Source organism: Azospirillum canadense (assembly GCF_025961225.1).
Classification (GTDB): Bacteria; Pseudomonadota; Alphaproteobacteria; order Azospirillales; family Azospirillaceae; genus Azospirillum; species Azospirillum canadense.
In genome coordinates, this window is the sequence record NZ_JAOQNG010000001.1 from 2,476,835 (window position 1) to 2,494,164 (window position 17,330).

The 17,330-nt window shown below is 68.3% G+C and carries 15 protein-coding genes; 2 read left to right on the forward strand and 13 right to left on the reverse strand.

From position 1 onward, the window contains the following. Positions 1-53 precede the first annotated feature (53 nt). Entirely contained in the window at positions 54-473 is a 420-nt protein-coding gene (locus tag M2351_RS11790; protein WP_264656250.1) for a bacteriohemerythrin, read from the reverse strand. A 122-nt stretch (positions 474-595) separates the two neighbouring features. Then, positions 596-2,971 carry an NAD-dependent DNA ligase LigA gene (gene ligA, locus M2351_RS11795; protein ID WP_264656251.1) on the reverse strand — a complete coding sequence of 792 codons (2,376 nt, stop codon included), beginning with the start codon at positions 2,969-2,971 and terminating at the stop codon, positions 596-598. Positions 2,972-3,168: 197 nt separating this feature from the next. Here ligA and M2351_RS11800 point away from each other — a divergent pair, with 197 nt between their 5' ends. Further along, on the forward strand, positions 3,169-3,696 hold the full coding sequence (locus M2351_RS11800) for a hypothetical protein (RefSeq protein WP_264656252.1): 528 nt from the start codon (positions 3,169-3,171) through the stop codon (positions 3,694-3,696). Positions 3,697-3,743: 47 nt separating this feature from the next. Here M2351_RS11800 and M2351_RS11805 read toward each other — a convergent pair whose 3' ends face one another. Next, positions 3,744-5,597, reverse strand: a complete 1,854-nt coding sequence (locus M2351_RS11805; RefSeq protein ID WP_264656253.1) for a carbohydrate-binding domain-containing protein — start codon at positions 5,595-5,597, stop codon at positions 3,744-3,746. Between the two features lie 238 nt (positions 5,598-5,835). On the opposite strand from M2351_RS11805, the gene M2351_RS11810 reads away from it, so the two are divergent. Further along, a complete protein-coding gene (locus M2351_RS11810; protein ID WP_264656254.1) occupies positions 5,836-6,240 on the forward strand; it encodes a response regulator in 405 nt (134 codons plus the stop codon). Between the two features lie 69 nt (positions 6,241-6,309). On the opposite strand, the gene recN is transcribed toward M2351_RS11810, so the two are convergent. From recN to M2351_RS11860, 10 genes are all read right to left on the reverse strand, one after another. After that, positions 6,310-7,980 carry a DNA repair protein RecN gene (gene recN, locus M2351_RS11815; RefSeq protein WP_264656255.1) on the reverse strand — a complete coding sequence of 557 codons (1,671 nt, stop codon included), beginning with the start codon at positions 7,978-7,980 and terminating at the stop codon, positions 6,310-6,312. An 8-nt stretch (positions 7,981-7,988) separates the two neighbouring features. Continuing rightward, positions 7,989-8,807: an outer membrane protein assembly factor BamD gene (locus M2351_RS11820; protein ID WP_264656256.1), complete on the reverse strand. Its 819-nt coding sequence runs from the start codon at positions 8,805-8,807 to the stop codon at positions 7,989-7,991. A 131-nt stretch (positions 8,808-8,938) separates the two neighbouring features. Next, the gene (locus M2351_RS11825; protein WP_264656257.1) at positions 8,939-9,667 is read right to left on the reverse strand and encodes a protein phosphatase CheZ; all 729 of its coding nucleotides are present in this window, start codon (positions 9,665-9,667) and stop codon (positions 8,939-8,941) included. Positions 9,668-9,844: 177 nt separating this feature from the next. Then, positions 9,845-10,891, reverse strand: a complete 1,047-nt coding sequence (locus M2351_RS11830) for a protein phosphatase CheZ (protein WP_264656258.1) — start codon at positions 10,889-10,891, stop codon at positions 9,845-9,847. Positions 10,892-10,927: 36 nt separating this feature from the next. Beyond that, positions 10,928-11,293, reverse strand: a complete 366-nt coding sequence (locus M2351_RS11835; RefSeq protein ID WP_085557122.1) for a chemotaxis response regulator CheY — start codon at positions 11,291-11,293, stop codon at positions 10,928-10,930. 387 nt (positions 11,294-11,680) lie between these two features. Beyond that, positions 11,681-13,714, reverse strand: a complete 2,034-nt coding sequence (locus M2351_RS11840; RefSeq protein ID WP_264656259.1) for an aminopeptidase P family protein — start codon at positions 13,712-13,714, stop codon at positions 11,681-11,683. Between the two features lie 253 nt (positions 13,715-13,967). Continuing rightward, a complete protein-coding gene (locus M2351_RS11845) occupies positions 13,968-14,432 on the reverse strand; it encodes a tellurite resistance TerB family protein (protein ID WP_264656260.1) in 465 nt (154 codons plus the stop codon). Positions 14,433-14,518: 86 nt separating this feature from the next. Next, complete coding sequence (locus tag M2351_RS11850) at positions 14,519-15,433, reverse strand: 50S ribosomal protein L11 methyltransferase (RefSeq protein WP_264656261.1); 915 nt, start codon at positions 15,431-15,433, stop codon at positions 14,519-14,521. 115 nt (positions 15,434-15,548) lie between these two features. Then, entirely contained in the window at positions 15,549-15,938 is a 390-nt protein-coding gene (locus M2351_RS11855) for a GxxExxY protein (RefSeq protein ID WP_264656262.1), read from the reverse strand. Positions 15,939-15,999: 61 nt separating this feature from the next. Next, the gene (locus M2351_RS11860; RefSeq protein ID WP_264656263.1) at positions 16,000-17,196 is read right to left on the reverse strand and encodes a hypothetical protein; all 1,197 of its coding nucleotides are present in this window, start codon (positions 17,194-17,196) and stop codon (positions 16,000-16,002) included. Between the last annotated feature and the right edge of the window lie 134 nt (positions 17,197-17,330).

A 17,330-nucleotide genomic window follows, 5' to 3' on the forward strand; every position in this document is an offset into this window, starting at 1 on the left:
GTGAGGTGGAGTGGGGAAAGTGATCCCGTTGCCCCCTCCCCCAAACTGCGACCTTACTGCGCGGCAACCCCCGGCCCCGTCGCATACTCACCAAACCGCGTGTCTTCCTTCAGGATGTGCTTGCCCAGCCAGTCGGCGCAGAAGTTGAAGACCTCGTCGCCGGGGATGGTGTCGCGGCTGGCGTGGAAGCGCTCGCGGTAGGTTTCCACTTGGCGGGTCAGGGCGTCGTGCAGGGCCTTGTGCGCCGTGAAGGTCGGGTAGTTGGCCCGCTGCATGTACTCCTCCTCCCGCGCGAAGTGATCCTTGGTGTAGTGGATCAGCTCGTCGAGGATGGCCTCGATCACGTCAGGGGAATTGCGGCTGTCGTCAGCGGAAAGCTTGTTGACGATCTCCACCAGGACGCGGTGGTCGTCGTCCAGCTCTTGGATGCCGACGCTCATCCAGCGCGACCACTGGATCGAATCGATGTGCATGACGGTCCCCCTTCGTCTCGTTCTTGCGACGTTTAGGAAATTTATGGAACCGCCCGCGGTGAAGCGTCAACGCGGCCAAAAGGCGGTGCGACAATGTGCCGACCGCCCTTCGCCATTCCAACTTACCCGGCGATGAGGTCCGACCACTCCTGCTCGGTCAGGATGGCGACGCCCAGTTCGCGCGCCTTGGTGGCCTTGCTGCCGGCGTCCGCGCCGCACACGACATAGTCGGTTTTGGCGGAGACGGAGCCCGCGACCTTGGCGCCCAACGATTCGGCGCGGGTCTTGGCCTCCGTGCGGGTCATGGTTTCCAGCGTGCCGGTGAAGACCACGGTCTTGCCGGCCACGGGCGATCCGGTGGCGGCCTTGGGCCGCTCCGCGTCCACCACGGTGACCCCGGCGGCGCGCAAGCCGCCGATGATGGCGCGGTTGCGCTCCTCCCGGAAGAAGCCGGCCAGTTCCTCCGCCGCGACCGGGCCGACGTCGGGGATGGCGACCAACTCGTGCCAACCGGGCGCGGGCTGCGCGCCGACGGCCGCGATCATCGCCTCTTTCCAGGCGGCGAGCGCCCCATAGCGCTCGGCCAGCGCCTGGGCGGCGCGGCTGTCCACCTTCTTGATGCCGAGCAGTTTGACCACGCTGTCCAGGCGCAGCGCCTCCTGCCCGGCGTAGAAGTCCAGCTTCGACAGGTTCTCGGGATCGGCGAACCAGGCGAGCAACGCGTCGGCCTTCACGGGACCGAGGCCGCTCAGCCCGTGCAGGTCCAGCCACGCTTGGCCAGGCATCGCGGCGATGGCGCGGTCCATGCCTTGGAGCCAGTCATCCATACTGCCGTAGTGGCGGGCCAGCGCCTTGGCCGTCACCTCGCCAACGTGGCGGATGCCCAGCGCGAAGATGAAGCGGTGCAGGTCGATGCGTCGGCGGCGTTCGTTGATGGCGTTGAACAGGTTCTCGACCGACTTCTCCTTCCAGCCCGGCCGGCCGAGGATGGTGTCGCGGTGGCCGTCCAGGGTGAAGATGTCGACGGGGGAGCGGATCAGGCCGATCTCCCAGAACTCCTCGATGGTCTTCTCGCCCAAACCTTCGATGTCGAAGGCGTTGCGGGAGACGAAGTGGCGCAGCCGCTCCTTCGCCTGGGCGGCGCAGATCAGGCCGCCGGTGCAGCGGCGCACCGCCTCGTCCGGCTCGCGCACCGCAAGGCTGCCGCAGACCGGGCAATGGTCGGGGAAAACGTAGGGCACGGCGTCGGCCGGGCGTTGACCCTCCACCACGCCGACGATCTGCGGGATGACGTCGCCGGCCCGCTGCACGGTGACGAGGTCGCCGACGCGGATGTCCTTGCGGGCGATCTCATCCTCGTTGTGCAGGGTGGCGCGGCTGACCACCACGCCGCCGACGGTGATGTCCTCCAGCTCGGCGACTGGAGTCAGGGCGCCGGTGCGGCCGACCTGGATGGTGATGGCCTTCAGGCGGGTCTGCGCTTGCTCCGCCGGGAACTTGTGAGCGATGGCCCAGCGCGGCGCGCGGCTGACGAAGCCGAGCCGCTGTTGCAGCTCCAGACTGTTGACCTTGTAGACCACGCCGTCGATGTCGAAGGGCAGCGAGGAGCGGCGCTGGCCGATCTGGCCGTAGTAGGTCAGCAGCTTTTCCGCCCCGTCGCACAGCTCCGCCGGGCGGTTCAGCGAAAAACCCCAGCCCTTCAGCCGCTCGCGGATGCCCCACTGGCTGTCGGCGATAGGCTCCGACAGCTCGCCCAACGCGTAGCCGAAGAAGCAGAGGGGACGCGACGCGGTGATCTTCGGGTCCTTCTGGCGCAGCGACCCGGCCGCCGCGTTGCGCGGGTTGGCGAACAGATCCTCGCCCTTCTCCGCGTAGCCCCGGTTCATCTCCAGGAAGTCGTCCCGGTTCATGTAGACCTCGCCGCGCACCTCCAGCACCGCGGGGTAAGGCGCGGTCAGGGCCTGCGGCACATCCTTGATGGTGCGGACGTTGGCGGTGACGTCCTCCCCCTCCGCCCCATCGCCGCGGGTGGCGGCGAGCACGAGTTTACCGTTCTCGTAGCGGAGCGAGCAGGACAGGCCGTCGATCTTCGGTTCGGCCACGAACTCCACGGGCGCGCCGTCGGCGAGGCCGAGGAAGCGGCGCACGCGGGCCACGAACTCCCGCGCGTCGTCGGGCTCGAACGCGTTGCCGAGCGACAGCATGGGCACGGCGTGCCGCACCTTCTTGAAGCCGGCCGCCGGGGCGGAACCGACGCGGAGGCTTGGCGAATCGGACCGGCGCAGCTCCGGATAGCGGGCCTCGATGGCGTTGTTGCGGCGGACCAGCGCGTCGTAGTCGGCGTCGGAGATCGACGGCTTGTCGAGCTGGTGGTAGAGCCGGTCGTGATGGGCGATCTCGGCGGCCAAGGCGGCCAGTTCGGCCTGCGCCTGCTCGACCGTCAGCCCCTCCGGGGGGATCTTACGGAAGCTGGCGGGGGTTTCGAACAGGTCGGTCATCGCGGGTCTCTTCTGTCCCTTGCTCTTTGGAGGCGCAGCATAGCGCCCCGGGACCGCAGGGGGGAGTCGAGACTGGCGATGCCCGAGGCCTGGCTTTTCCATGCTGGCTTTTCCCAGGAGGTGCGCCAACCTTGAGAGGTACGAAGGGATGCGGGTTGCGTGTATGATGGCGCCGCACCCGCGAACGGAAGTGCCGCATGACCGAGCCCGCCAACAGCCTCAGCCCCAACGCCTTGAGCATTGATGACCGGTTCGTCATCGCCGCCGCACTCGACCGCATTCTCTACGACGATCCCGACCAGTTCGCGGCGGAGGACGCCCGGCTGCTGCGGCGCATGATCCCGCGCACGCGCACGGCGTGGCTGCGGCTGGGCTTCCGCGCGGAAAGCCAGGGGCCGTCCATGACCGGCCGCGCCGCCGGAGTGGGCGACGTGAAGATGGACGGCGACAAGAAGGTGACGGAGGGCGGAGTCGGCGAATCGGCGGTGTGGCGCTGCGGCCAGTACAAGATCTCCAACCACGGCGACGACCTGGAGATCTGGCAGGTGATGAGCGACGAGTTCGCCGAGGAACCCAAGGGCGCCCGCCTGGAATTCGGCCCCACCGGCACGCCGGAACGCCTGACCTTCTTCCAGCCGAAGGACTTGGAACTGCGCATCCCTTTCACCGGGATCGCGGTCGGGCTGCGGCTCGGTGGCTGGCAGCCCTGGAAGAAAGCGGCGTAGGTAAAGTCACCCTCTCCCGCCCCCGGCGGGAGAGGGGCTATTTGCGATTACGCCGCGTCGTAGTGGTGCAGGTGCGACGCGTCGAGGTGGTGGTCCATCCCGGCCAGATGACCGTACAGGTCGGCCGCGCCCGTGTGGTCGATCGAGGCCGCGGCGAGGTGGTCGGCATGGGCCGCGGCAGTTTCCAGACCCTGGGTGACCAGATGCTGGTAAACGGCGCCCTGCCCGTCCTCGGCCTGCGCGGTCGCCGTGGCGGCGGTCGCGGACGGGAACCAGGACTTGTCGGCGGCGACCTGAAGCGTGCCGTTCCACCACATCCCGGACTGGCCCTTCACCACATCCTGGCCATCGAGCGCGCCCTTGTCGTAGGTGACGTTCGATGCGGTGGACGCCACGGCGTGGCCGTTGATGGTCACCTTGTTGACGAACAGCGTGCGGTCCTGGCCGTTGACGACGGCGTCGTTGTCGTACTGGACCTGCACCTTGTGCGCCTGATCGGCGGTCAGGTTGGTGGTGTAGGTGAAGTCCTTGGCCGTGCTGCCGGCAACGCCCTCGCCCACCTTGTGGCCGTCGACCAGCAGGTTGAAGTGGGCGTTCACGCCGCCAGCGGCGGTTCCCGACGCGTTGACCGTGATGGTCGAGGCGGCGGACGCCACCGGGGAAGCGTTGCCCGACGGGAAGTCGCCGGCCGGGGCCGCGACGACCAGCGTGCCGCCCCACCACATCGACGACTGGCCCTTCGCCACGTCCAACCCGTCCAGCGCGCCCTTGTCGTAGGTCACGGCGGAGTCGGTCGGGGCGAAGGCGTGGCCGTTGATGGTCACCTTGTTGACGAACAGGTTGCGGTCGACGCCGTTCACGCTGCCGTCGTTGTCGTACTGGATCTGCACCTTGTGGGCCTGATCGGCCGTCAGGTTCGTCGTGAAGGTGAAGTCCTTCGACGCGGTGCCGACCGTGGCCTCGCCCACCTTCTGGCCATCGACCAGCAGCTTGAAATGCGCGTTCACGCCGCCAGCCGCGGCACCGGACGCGTTGACCGTGACGGTCGTGCCGCTGGTCTCCGCCGTCGGGGTCGGAGTCGGGGTGGCGTTCTGCGCGATCTTGGCCAGCAGGGCGTCGGTGTTGATCTCGAAATAGCCGGTGGAGCCCATGGCCGTGCCGGTGCTCTTGGCCAGATCCAGGAACTGCTGCTGGGTCAGGCGCTGGCCCGTCAGTTCCATCGACTCTTGCTGGGCAAGCGCCACCGTGGCAGTCACCGTCGGGGCGGCGAAGGAGGAGCCGTTGGCCGCATAGGAGGTGCCGGCGAGATTGGTCAGCTTGATGTCCGTGCCATCCGCGCAGACGTCCGTCAGCAGCGGGCTGCGCTGCGACCAAGTCGGGAAGTCGCCGCTGCCGGTGGTGGCGGACACGCAGATCTGGTTGGGATCGGCCGCGAAGCTCGACACGCCCTGGGTAGCACCACCATCGCCGGAGTTGCCGGCCGCCGCCACGGTCAGGACGCGCTTGGCCGCCAGCGCCGCCAGTTCGTCCGACATGGATGTGGTGGTCACCGACGTCTGGTTGCCGCCGCCGAGCGACAGGTTCACCGCCGTGACGTTGTAGGCGTCGGCGTTGGCGACGACCCACTGCAGCGCCTTTTCAATCGTCGCCTCGCTGGTGGCGCTGCCGTCGTCGGGCATGACCTTCAGCATGACGATGTTGGCGTTGGGATCGGCCGCCGCGATCTCCGACGTCACCATGGCCCCGTGCGTGTTCGCGTTGGAGACGGTGACGTTGTCGTCGTTGTCGTAGAAGTCATGCTGGTAGACGAGATTGCCCGAGTTCCAGGCCGAGGACAGGCCGCTGTCGATCACGACGATCGTGCCAGCCTTGTTGCCAGTGCTTGTGGAGGTGCTCGACATCTTGCCAACCTTGTTCTTTTTACGAACCGACGCCCGGAACCGGACGCGACAAGGCTGGACTATGCGGGTTTTGCTGTGGCCGCCGTGAGACCGCTGTGGGCGAATGCTGTGACTTTGGTGCGTTTGCGGTGGGAATCCGCGGTTGCGCGGGGCGCGACATTATGCACGTCGATAAGCGTAATTTCCTTCAAATACAAAGCGTTTCGACAGCCCCGCCCCGACGCACCCGGTGCCCGCCATGTTCACCATCCTTCTGGTGGAAGACAGTTCCGCCATCCGCGCCATCGTCCGCCAGCAGCTGCTGGGCCTGAAGATGCGGGAGGTCGTGATGGCCGCCAACGGGCAGGAGGCGCTAAACATCCTGAAGAAGCGCGACGACATCGACGCGGTGATCAGCGACTGGCACATGGAGCCAATGGACGGCCTGTCCTTCTGCACCGCCGTGCAAAAGAACCCGCGGCTGAAGGGGCGCCAGCTGCCGGTGATCTTCATCACCGCCGACCCGAAGCTGGCCGACGACGACACCCGGGACAAGGTGATGGAGTCGGCCCGCCGCCTGGGCATCGTGGACATCGTGACCAAGCCCTTCACCCAGGACGCCCTGCGCGCCGCCCTGTCGAAGGGATTGGGGTTCCAGGTGTAGGCAAATCGTTGATGGTTGGTAGGTTGGGTTCCGGCTGCGACTGCACCCAACCTACGTCAACTTCTTCCCCTACCCCCGCCCAGCGATCAGGCTGTCCGCGGCGGCGCGGGCTTCGGCGGTGATGGTGGCGCCGGACAGCATGCGGGCGATCTCCTCGCGGCGGTCGTCGCCGTCCAGCTCGATCACACCGGTGGTCACCTGTTCGCCCTTCACCGACTTCTGCACCTTCAAGTGCGTGGAACCGCGGGCGGCGACCTGCGGGCTGTGCGTCACCACCAGGACCTGGAGCCCATGGCCGAGCGTTTTCAGCCGCTCGCCCACCGCTGCGGCGACGGCGCCGCCGATGCCGGTGTCCACCTCGTCGAACACCAGCGTGCCGACGGTGGAGGTCTGGGCCAGCACCACCTTCAGCGCCAGCATGAAGCGCGCCAGCTCACCGCCGGACGCGATCTTGTTCAGCGCCCCCGGCGGGGAGCCGGGGTTGGTGGCGACCTGGAAGGCCACGCGGTCCAAGCCCGCGGCGGTCCAGTCGGCCTCGTCGGCCAGCGGCTCGACCAGCGTGCGGAACTTGGCCTTTTCCAGCTTCAGCGGGGCGAGTTCGGTGGCGACGGCCTTGTCCAGGCGGCCGGCGGCCTCCTGGCGGGCCGCGCTCAGCGCCTCCGCGGCCTTGCGGTAGGCGGCGCGGGCGGCCTCCGCCTCGCGGGCGAGGCGGCTCAGCAGGTCGCCCTGGTCCTCGATCAGCAGCAGCCGGTCGGCCATATCCTTGCGCAGGCCCGCCAGCGCGTCCACGTCCACGCCGTGCTTGCGGGCGGCGGCGCGGAGCGCGAACAGCCGCTCCTCCAGCTTCTCCAGCGCCTGCGGATCCATGTCCACGTCGGCGGAGACGGCCTGGAGCCCGGCGATGGCCTCCGACGCCTCGGCCGCGGCGCGGTCGAGCCCGGCGATGACCGGGTCCAGCTTGCCGCCGGCCTTGTCGGCGATGCGACTGAGCGTGCGGATGGCCGAGGACAGGGCGCGCTCCACCCCGCGGTCGCCGGACAGGTCGCCGAAGGCGGCGTTCAGGGCGTCGACCAGCTTCTCGCGGTGCATCAGCACGGCGCGGGTCTCCGCCAGTTCCTCCTCCTCGCCCTGCTTGGGGGCGAGCGCGTCCAGCTCGGCCACGGCGTGGCGGAGGTATTCCTCTTCGGAGCGGGCGCGGGCGATCTCCGCGGCGGCGTTGGCGCGGGCGTCCTCCACCTGCCGCCAAGCGCGGTGCGCTGCGGCCACCTGGGCGGCCTGGGCGTCGAGCCCGGCATAGGCGTCGAGCACGCTGCGGTGGGTCTGCGGGTTCAGAAGGCCATGGGTGTCGAACTGGCCGTGCACCTCGACCAGTTCCTCGCCCAGGCGCTTCAGCAGGCCGACGCCGACCGCCTGGTCGTTGACCCAGGCGCGGCTGCGCCCATCGGCGCTGACGGTCCGGCGGACCACCAGACGTTCCTCCGGGTCGAGGCCCTGCTCCTTGAGGATGGCAAGCGCCGGGTGGTCGCCCGATAGCTCGAACTCCGCCGTGACCGAGGCCTGGTCGGCGCCATGGCGCACCAGCCCCGAATCGGCGCGCGCGCCGAGCGCCAGGCCCAGCGCGTCGAGCAGGATCGATTTGCCCGCACCGGTCTCGCCGGTCAGGACGCAAAGCCCCTTCTGGAAGCCCAAGGCGAGGCGTTCGATCAGGACGACGTCCCTGATCGTCAGCGAAGCCAGCACGGATCGGCCTAGAACAGGGAGCTCCAGGCTTTGCTGATCCAAGACTTCTCGTTTCGCTCCGGACGCACGTTGGCGTCCACCAGCAGTGCGTAGCTGTCCGTGTACCATTCGCTGCCGGGGAAGTTGTGGCCGAGCACGGCGGCGGCGGTCTTCGCCTCGTCCGTGATGCCCAGCGCCAGATAGCACTCCACCAAGCGGTGCAGAGCTTCCGGCACATGGGAGGTGGTCTGGTAGTTTTCAATCACCGTGCGGAACCGGCCGATGGCCGCGGTGTACTGACCCTGCTTCAGATAGAAGCGCCCGACCTCCATCTCCTTGCCGGCGAGGTGGTCGTTGGTCAGGTCGATCTTGATCTTGGCATCGCGTGCGTACTGGCTGTCCGGGAAGCGGCGCACGACCTCCGACAGCGCGTCGAGCGCCAGGCGGGTCATGCGCTGGTCGCGCCGCACGTCGGTGATCTGCTCGTAGTAGCACAGCGCCCGCATGTAGTAGGCGTAGGCCACGTCCTGGCTGCCGGGATGGAGCTGGATGTAGCGGTCGAGCGCCAGGATGGCGTCGTCGTATTTCAGGTCCTGGTAATGGGCGTAGGCGGCCATGATCTGCGCCTTGCCGGCCCATTCGGAATAGGGGTGCTGGCGCTCCACTTCGTCATACAGCTTGGCCGCGGTCTTGAACCGCTCCTCCTGCATGGCGGCGTCCGCATCGCGGTAGATGCTTTCGGCCGGACGCTCGACGTATTTGTCTTCGTCCTTGGTCGAGGAGCAGGCGGAGAGGGCCGAGGCGAGGAGAAGGGCCGCGAGCGGCAGACGGGTAAGACGGGAGGGCATGGTCGTCACGATGCTTTCGGAATTGCCCCTGTATAGCACGCCCTGCCACGGACGCGGCAAGTCGCTTGGGCGGACGAAATTTCGGATGCGTGGAGAAAATCCCCTCTCTCCGGGGAGAGAGGGCTTGAGGATCACGCAAACAGGGCGTCGATGTCGGCCTGGCTGATGTTGCCCATTTCCTGGTGGTCGCCGGGGCCGTGCAGTTCCAGGCTCTCGTCCATCTTGGTGACGGTGGGCGGCAGGGGCATCGCTTCGAACTCGCGCTTGTTCCAGTGGCCCATCATGGCGTCGACGCGCTCCTCGATGAAGGTCAGGGCGCGGACGACCTTGGTGATGCGCTGTCCGGTCAGGTCCTGGAAGTTGCAGGCCTCGTAGATGCGGACGATGATCTCGTTCATGTCGTTGACGCGGTCGTTGTGGTAGCCCTCCGGCAACGACGACTTCAGCTCGTGGACGACCTCCTCCAGCTCTTCCGCGCAGGCCATGATGGTGTTCGTCGCGGCCTCCGTCGCGGAAACGACGGCGCTCAGCTCCTGCGAGGCCTGCTGGAACTTGTCGTCACCGGCCAGCGGGTGGCGGATGGCCGCCATTTCCACCTTGGTCGCCTTGATCCGGCCGGAGATGTCGGCGATCTCGACCTGGATCTGGTCGATCTGCTGCGCGTCCATGGTCAGGAAGCGGTCGAGCTTCGAGCCGAGATGGTCGATGGCGCGCATCACCTCGCTGTGGTCCACCTGCAACGGGCCGGCCGGCAGGGCCACGGGTGCCGCCACCGCCTCGTCCGCCGGCGCTTGGTAGGGATGGCCGTTGCGGCGGGCCTTCTGGATCTCGGCCATGAAGGGCTTCGAGGAATTCCTCATGCAGGCTCCGCCTTTCCGATCACGCGGCCAATGGGCCGTCAGGTGGGCACAGCCCGCCGAAGCGTCGAACCGGGTTTGCGGCGACCCCGGCGGGCGGTGATAGGATTACCAAGCTTTTCGTAAAATTTTGCCTACGGTTTCGTGACGGTTGCACGCTCCCACATCCTGGCCGGTCCGTCACCCGAAGAGGGCGTCGATGGCGGCTTGGTCGAGCGGAGTCGGCGGTTCGTCGGCGGCCGGGGGCGGCGGTGCCGCCGGCTTCGCGGCCGGCTTGGGCGGCGGTTTGGGAACCGGCTTCGCCGCCGAGGGCGGCTTGGGCACCGGCTTCTTCGCCGGCGCCGGCGCCGGGGCGTCGAACATGCTGTCGATATCCGCCTGGCTCGCCTGCACCGGAGCGGCGGCGGGGGCCGGGCTGTCGAACAGGCTGTCGATGTCCGCCTGACTGGACTGCACGGGCGCCGGGGCCGGTTCCGGCGCTGGCGGAGGCGGCGGGGGTGCCGCGGCCGGGGCGGGGCTGTCGAACATGCTGTCGACGTCCGCCTGGCTGACGCCGAGCCCGTCCAGCTGCGGGCCGTTGAGCAAATGCGCGTCCGGCCGGTGGTCGGTGACCTCCGCCTGGATCTTGAAGTCGGCGAGCCCTTCCGCGCCCCAGATGCCGATCATCGCGTTGACGCGCTGCTCGATGTAGCGGAGCGCGTTGACGACCTTGCTGGTGCGCTGGCCGGTCAGGTCCTGGAACGAGCAGGCGGTGAAGATGTTGGTCACCTCCCCCTCGATCTCGCCGCACAGGCCCGCGTTGGCGCCTTCCGCCCGCAGCTTCCCGGAGAGGTCCATCAGCCGTTCCGCGGCGTTCAGGATCTCGAAGGAGGCCCGTTCGGTGGAGATGACGATGGCGTCAAGCTCGTTGGTGGCCGAGGTGATCTTGTCGCTCGACCCGTCGGGCGGGCGGAGTGCCGCCACCTCGCGCCGAGCCTGCTCGATGGAGGCAGCCATCTCCATCAGCTCGCGCCGAAGCACCTCGACGTGCTTGGCGGCCTCGACCACCTGGTTCTGCCGATGCCAGGAGTCGCGGAACTCCACGAGCATCTTGCGCACCTCCTCCGCCGCGGCCCCGTGGGCCCGGCGGTGGAAGCGGCGGAGGAAGGCGCGCCCCTTGGTGGAGCGGGCGATCGCTTCCTCGATCTGGTCGAACTCTTCCTCGGAAAGCTGCGGAAGCTGGTCCAAACCGGACTCTCCTTAACCGCCGATACCGGCTTGGCCTTACCCGCCGATGACGGCCTGGATCTTCTGCTTCAGCGTGTCGGCGTTGAAGGGCTTGACGATGTAGTTGTTCACGCCCGCCTGCTTGGCGGCGATCACGTTCTCCGTCTTGCTTTCCGCGGTCACCATGATGAACGGGGTCGGCGCGAGCTTCGCGTCGGCGCGGATTTCCTTCAGGAGCTGCAGGCCGGTCATCGGCTCCATGTTCCAGTCGGAAATGATGAGGCCGAACTTGCTCTCGCGCAGCTTGGCCAGCGCCGAGACGCCGTCGCCGGCTTCGTCGATGTCCGTGTAGCCGATCTGGGTCAGGAGGTTCCGCACGATGCGCCGCATGGTGGCGTAGTCATCGACGACAAGGATCTTCATCTACGCGTCTCCGCATTCTTCCGTTGCTAGGCCCCGGCCCGGCGCTCATCCCGACCGGCCCCTGGGTGCGGCCGGTGCCGCCGCCACGCGCCGATCGTCGAGGACTGGTTCCGACTGTGATACCTCAAGGACTCTGTGCCCTAAGTCTGCCGAAAAGTCATCCCTCTGCGGCACAGTGAAGCACGCTCGTAAATTTCGGGTTACCAACCGCGCCGAAACGTCGCGAATCGTCGGTGGATCGGCAACGGTCACGACCGGGGCAACCCGTACGGGCAGGCAATGCGCCGGGTGCGGACCTTGCCAGATTTCACGCCCGAACGCACGGGATGTTTTGCCGCTCCAGGCTTTACGATGCGTGATATATCAAACCGATGCGCACCCCGGCGGTCACAGGATGATCGGAGAGGTTGCCTGCCCCAGCCACTCTGCCACCACAGGGTCGAGACGGGGTGTCAACGCCTCGCGCACGCGGGCGTGATAAGTGTTTAGCCAGACGACCTCCTCCTGGGTCAGCAGAGTCGGTTCGATCAGGTTGCGGTCGATCGGCGCCAGCGTCAGAACCTCGAACTCCAGCATCGGCCGCTCCGCCATGGGCAGGTCGAGCGGCCGGACGACGACCAGGTTCTCGATGCGGATGCCGTAGGCGCCGGTCTTGTAGTAGCCGGGCTCGTTCGACAGGATCATGCCGGGCTGGAGCGCCACGGTGTTCGGCACCTTGGAGACGCGCTGCGGCCCCTCGTGCACCGACAGGAAGCTGCCGACCCCGTGGCCGGTGCCGTGGTCGTAGTCGAGCCCCGCCGACCACAGCGGCCGGCGCGCCAGCGCGTCGAGCTGCGACCCTGTGGTGCCGCGCGGGAAGCGCGCGGTGCTGAGCGCGATGTGCCCCTTCAGCACCAGGGTGAAGCGCTCCTTCATCTCCGGCGTCGGCGTGCCGATGGCGATGGTGCGCGTCACGTCCGTGGTGCCGTCCCGGTATTGCGCGCCGCTGTCCAGCAGGAAGAGGCTGCCCGGCTCCAGCCGGCGGTCGGTCGCCTCCGACACGCGGTAATGGACGATGGCGCCGTTCGGCCCGGCCCCGGAGATGGTCTCGAAGCTGAGACCGCGGAAGCGGTCGTTGGTGCGGCGGAAGTCGTAAAGGCGCTCGGCCGCGGCGATCTCCGTGACGGTCCCCTTGGGCGCCTCCTCCGACAGCCAGTGCAGGAAGCGGACGAGGGCGGCGCCGTCACGGGCGTGGGCGGCGCGGGTGCCGGCCAGTTCCGCCTCGTTCTTGCAGGCCTTGGGCAGGGCACAGGGGTCCGGCTCGCGCTCGATCTTCGATCCGGCCATGTGCAGCCGGTCGAAGATCCAGGCCGACGTGGAGGCCGGGTCGGCCATCACCTTGCGCCCGCCCCGCCCCAGCGCGTCGAGCGCGGCGCCCAGCTCCTCCGGCGCGCGCACGGCGACTTGGTTGCCGAGGTGCAATTCGACGCCGGGCGCCAGCTTGCGACGGTCGATGAACAGGTCCACCGTCCCGTCGTCCTTCAGGATGGCGAAGGACAGCGGCAGCGGCGTGCAGGGCACGTCGGCGCCGCGGATGTTCAATAGCCAGGCAATGGAGTCGGGCTGGGTCAGCACGACGGCGCCGATGCCGTTGCGCGCCAGATCGTCGGCGAGGCGCGCGCGCTTGTCCGCCGCGGACACGCCGGCGAAGGGAAGGTCCTGCGCCTCGACCGGGGCGAGCGGCGGGGGTGGCTGGTCAGCCCAGACGGAGTCCACCGGGTTGTCTTCGCAGGCGACCAGCGTCAGCCCGGCGCGCTCCGCCTGCTGGCGGGTGCGCTCCACCCAGCCGGCGGTGTGCAGCCAGGGGTCGTAGCCGAGCCGCCCGCCAACCGGCAGCACCTCGGCCACCCAATCCAGCAGCGGGTCTTCGACCAGATGCTTGTATTCATAGAGGTCGCGCGACACCTCGGCCTGGACCTGGAGCGTGTAGCGGCCGTCCACGAAGATCGCGGCGCGCTCCGCCGCCACCACGGCCTGGCCGGCGGAGCCGGTGAAACCGGTCAGCCAGGCGAGGCGCTGGGCGCGCGGCGGGACGTATTCGCCCTGGTGCTCGTCGCCGCGCGGGACGACGAAGCCGTCCAGCCCGCGCCGCTTCAGCGCGGCGCGCAAGGACGCGAGGCGGGCGGCGTGGTCGGGCGCGTGCGTAACCACGTGCGCGGCGGCGACCTCCGCCTTCAAGGCGCGGAGCTGGCCTGCGAGGTCGTCCGGGAACTTGCCCGGGAGCTTGCCGCCTGCCAGCACGAGCCAGGCGTCGGGATCGGTGCCCTCGGGAGCGGCGAGCACGCCCGCCACGAGGTCGCGGATCCCGACGGGGGTCTGCGCGAGCCCCGCCCCCGCCAGAAGTTGCGCCAGAGTTTCGTCGCCGCGGTACGCGCTGGACACGGGCCCTTATCCTCGTCCGGTGAAGCCGATGTGGAACAGGCTAGGCAGGGACGCCGCGGGGCGCAAGCGCGGGAAAGGGCGTAGGCGGGGTGCGGGGTATCGGTTGGGGAAGCGATTCACCACAGAGACACGGAGACACAGAGGGATTTTAAGAAAACCCTACGCTCTTTGACCGCCGGGCGGGTGGCCGGAACGTGTCTCGGAAGAAGACTCTGTGTCTCCGTGTCTCTGTGGTGAAAACCTCCAGCCGGCGCTACAACCCCGTGTCTTCCGGCAGGCCCAGCCGTTCCAGCACGCGCTTGCGGGCCTCGCCGCGTTCGACGTCGGAGACGTGCAGAAGGCCGCCGATGCGGCGCAGCAGGTTGGCTTCCAGGTCGTTCAAGGTGCCGTCGGCGTAGGCCACCTCCCACAGCATCTCGATGATCCAGAGGCGCTTGTCGGGCGGGCAGCGGTCGTTGATGACGCTGACGTAGCGGTAGTAGGGGGAGGCGCCCTCCGTGTCGAACACGGCGGTGGAGAGAAGCTCCTGCGCTTCCTCCTGGGTCAGGTTGAAGTGGCGGCGCGTCACGTCGATGATGCGGTTCCGCTCCGGCGCCGAGATGGTGTTGTCGGTGCGCGCCGCCTCGACCAGCAGGGCCGCGGCAGCGGCCTGCAAGGTCTCGTGGTCGGCGTCGCCGGAGTCGGTCTCGTGGAACAGCGCCCTGATCCGGTTCAGCATCGGTCCTCCGCAAGCTTGTCCTTGGTGCTGGGGACATAACGCTTGTCCCCGGCAAGAGGCGCGGAGGCGCGACGGCAAAAAGCGAATCAGCCCTTCCCGACTTTTCGCTTCGGCCGCTTCATGACGAGCGTGGTCCATTCGCCGATGGGGATGCGGGAGACGAGGTGCAGGCCCTGGGTGCGGTGGGCCTGGATGACGTGGCGTTCCTGCCGGTTCAGCAGGCCGGCCAGCACGCAGACGCCGCCGCGCTTCAGGTGGCGGGTCAGCTTGGGCGCCATGCGGGCGAGCGGGCGGGCCAGGATGTTGGCGGTGATCAGGCCGTAGGGCTTGTGCTTGCCCACGACCGGTGTGTGATAGCCGTCGCCGCCCTGCGCGCGGATGCGGGCCTTCACGCCGTTCAGCGCGGCGTTGACGCGGGTGACGCGCACCGCCTCCGGGTCGATGTCCACCGCGGTGACCGGGATGCCCCAGCGCTTGGCCACGGCGAGCGCCAGGATGCCGGAGCCGCAGCCCATGTCGAGCGCCCCGCCCCGCCCGCCGCGCGGCAGCGCCATGCGCCGCGCCAGCCGGTCGAGCGCCAGCAGGCAGCCCTTGGTCGAGCCGTGCTCCCCCGTGCCGAAGGCGGTGGCGGCGTCCACCAGCAGCGGGATGCTGCCGGCCGGCACGACGCCCTCGTGGTGGGAGCCGTGCACGAAGAAGCGCCCGGCCTGGATCGGCGGGAAGCCCTGGTAACTGTGCGAGACCCAGTCGATGGCCGGCAGTTCCTCGATGGCGAGCGCCGGCTCGGGGATGCCCATGGCCTCCGCCAGCACGGCGACGCGCGCGTTCAGCCGCGCCTCGTCCGGCTGGCCGTAGAGCGTCGCCTCGACCAGCCAGTTACCGCCCTCCTCCAGCTCGAAGGTCGAAACCGCGTCGGCGTGGTCGCCGACCGCGTCGGCGAAGGCGGGGGCATGGGCCTCGGGAACGACGAGCGCGATGCGCCAGAGCTTGGTGGGGGACATGGGGACGGGTCGCTGGTGGTGGGAGATGTCGGATGCCGTGCCGGGGGTTTACCACCAAGACACCAAGGCACCAAGAAGTTCCAAGGTGGATAGGGGCTGGCTTCCGGTGCGGGGGCTACAAGGCGATCCGTCGGAGACCATCCTTGATTTGGGCCACGTTGAAATTGATGAGGAAGCCGAGGCGCAGGCGAGTCAACTTCAGATAGGTCAGGAGTTGCGCTTCGAACACAGGCAGTGCGCGTTCCGCGGCTTTGATCTCGACGACGATCTGGTTTTCGACCAGCAGGTCGATGCGGAATCCCTCGTCGATGCGGATGTCGTCGTAGACCACGGGCACCGTCACTTGGCGGCGGATGGTCATGCCACGCTTGCGCAATTCGTGTTCCAGGCACGCCTCGTAGACAGATTCGAGCAATCCGGGACCGAGCGTGCTGTGCACGCGGAACGCCGCATCCACGATCGTTTTCGCGATCCGGTCAGCTTCCAAGGAAATGGGTGTCGGCATGGCGACCTTGGTGTCTTGGTGCCTTGGTGGTGAATCCTCTTACCACGTCTGGGGCTTCGGCTCACCGCCCCGACAGGCGGTCCGCGATGTCGTGCATGCCCTGTTCGCGCAGGATGGCTTGGCGGTGGCGGATCAGGCGCCGGGCGAGCGCTTTTTCGGAGTCGGGGCTGCCCAGCATCCGTCCCTGCCCGTCGCGCAGGTGGGTGGCGAGATGGTCGGCCAGCAGGGCTTCCTTCTTCGGGTCGCGGCGGTCGAGCGGCTGGGCGCCGTTGAGCGCGTGGCGGATGCGGTCCACCAGCACGGCGCGGCAGCAGGGCGCACGGCCATGCACGATCAGGTCGCCGACGCGGGCCAGCAGCGCGCTTGCCGGCTCCCCCTTCGGGTCGGGGTCGCGACCCACGATGTGGTCGGCCAGCACGCACAGCCCCATGGCGAGGTTCGGCTGAGCGCCCAGCAGGTCCTTCACCACGTCGGCCGAGCCCAGCGTGTCGGCCATCACCCCGTCGATCAGGGCGAGGTGGCGCGGTTCGCTGTCGTCCCCGATCAGCCCGAGCAGCAGGTCGAGCTTGCCGCCCAGCGAGTTGCGGTCGGCCAGATGGTGGGTGAGCTGGCCGAGGAAGACCGCGTCGTGCCCGGCCTCCCCCACCGCGGCGTCGATGGCCCGGCTCGTGGCGGAAAGGTCCTTGGGGTCGAAGACCGGCAGGCGCTTGCGCTCCGCCTGGAAGTCACGGGCGCGGGTCATCACGACGTCGGCGAAGCCGCGCAACTCCCGCGCCCGCGCCGGGACGGCGAAGCCGTGCAGGTCGGCGTGGTGGCGCGCCACCGCCTGGATGGCCGCGCCCAGCAGGATGCCCTGCTCGTCCAGCTTGCGCAGGTAGGTAAAGGAGTAAAGGAGTTCGGTCGGGGTAATGCGGAACTTGTCGAGGAAGGCGCGCAGCAGCCGGTTGATCACCACCCGCGATTCAAAGCTGTAGAGGTCGTCGGGGCCGGTGCAGACCGGCGCCCCTTCCGCCGTGCCGCCCAGCAGCATCGGCTTGTCCTTCACCACCGGCACCGTCTTGTGGAAGAGCAGCGTTTCCAGCGACAGGCCGGCGAGCGAGCGGTGCTTGAAGACCTTCACCTCCTCCACGCCGCCGCTGGTCATCTGCACCCGGGCGCAGGACATCGCCGCGGTCTCCTCCAAGAAGGAGCCCTCGATCACCCAGCGGCCCTCGCGGCGGACCTGGACCTCGAACGCTGTGCTGCTCTTGCCGAACACCGGTTGGGTTCCCGACCAATCTTTGCAACTCGGAAACCCATATTTACCGGTTGGAAAGCCTTTGGGGTGTGATGGCCGTCACCGCAGGCCAGGCTGCGTCAATTTGACAGCATCGAGAGGGTACTTTCGTTGGG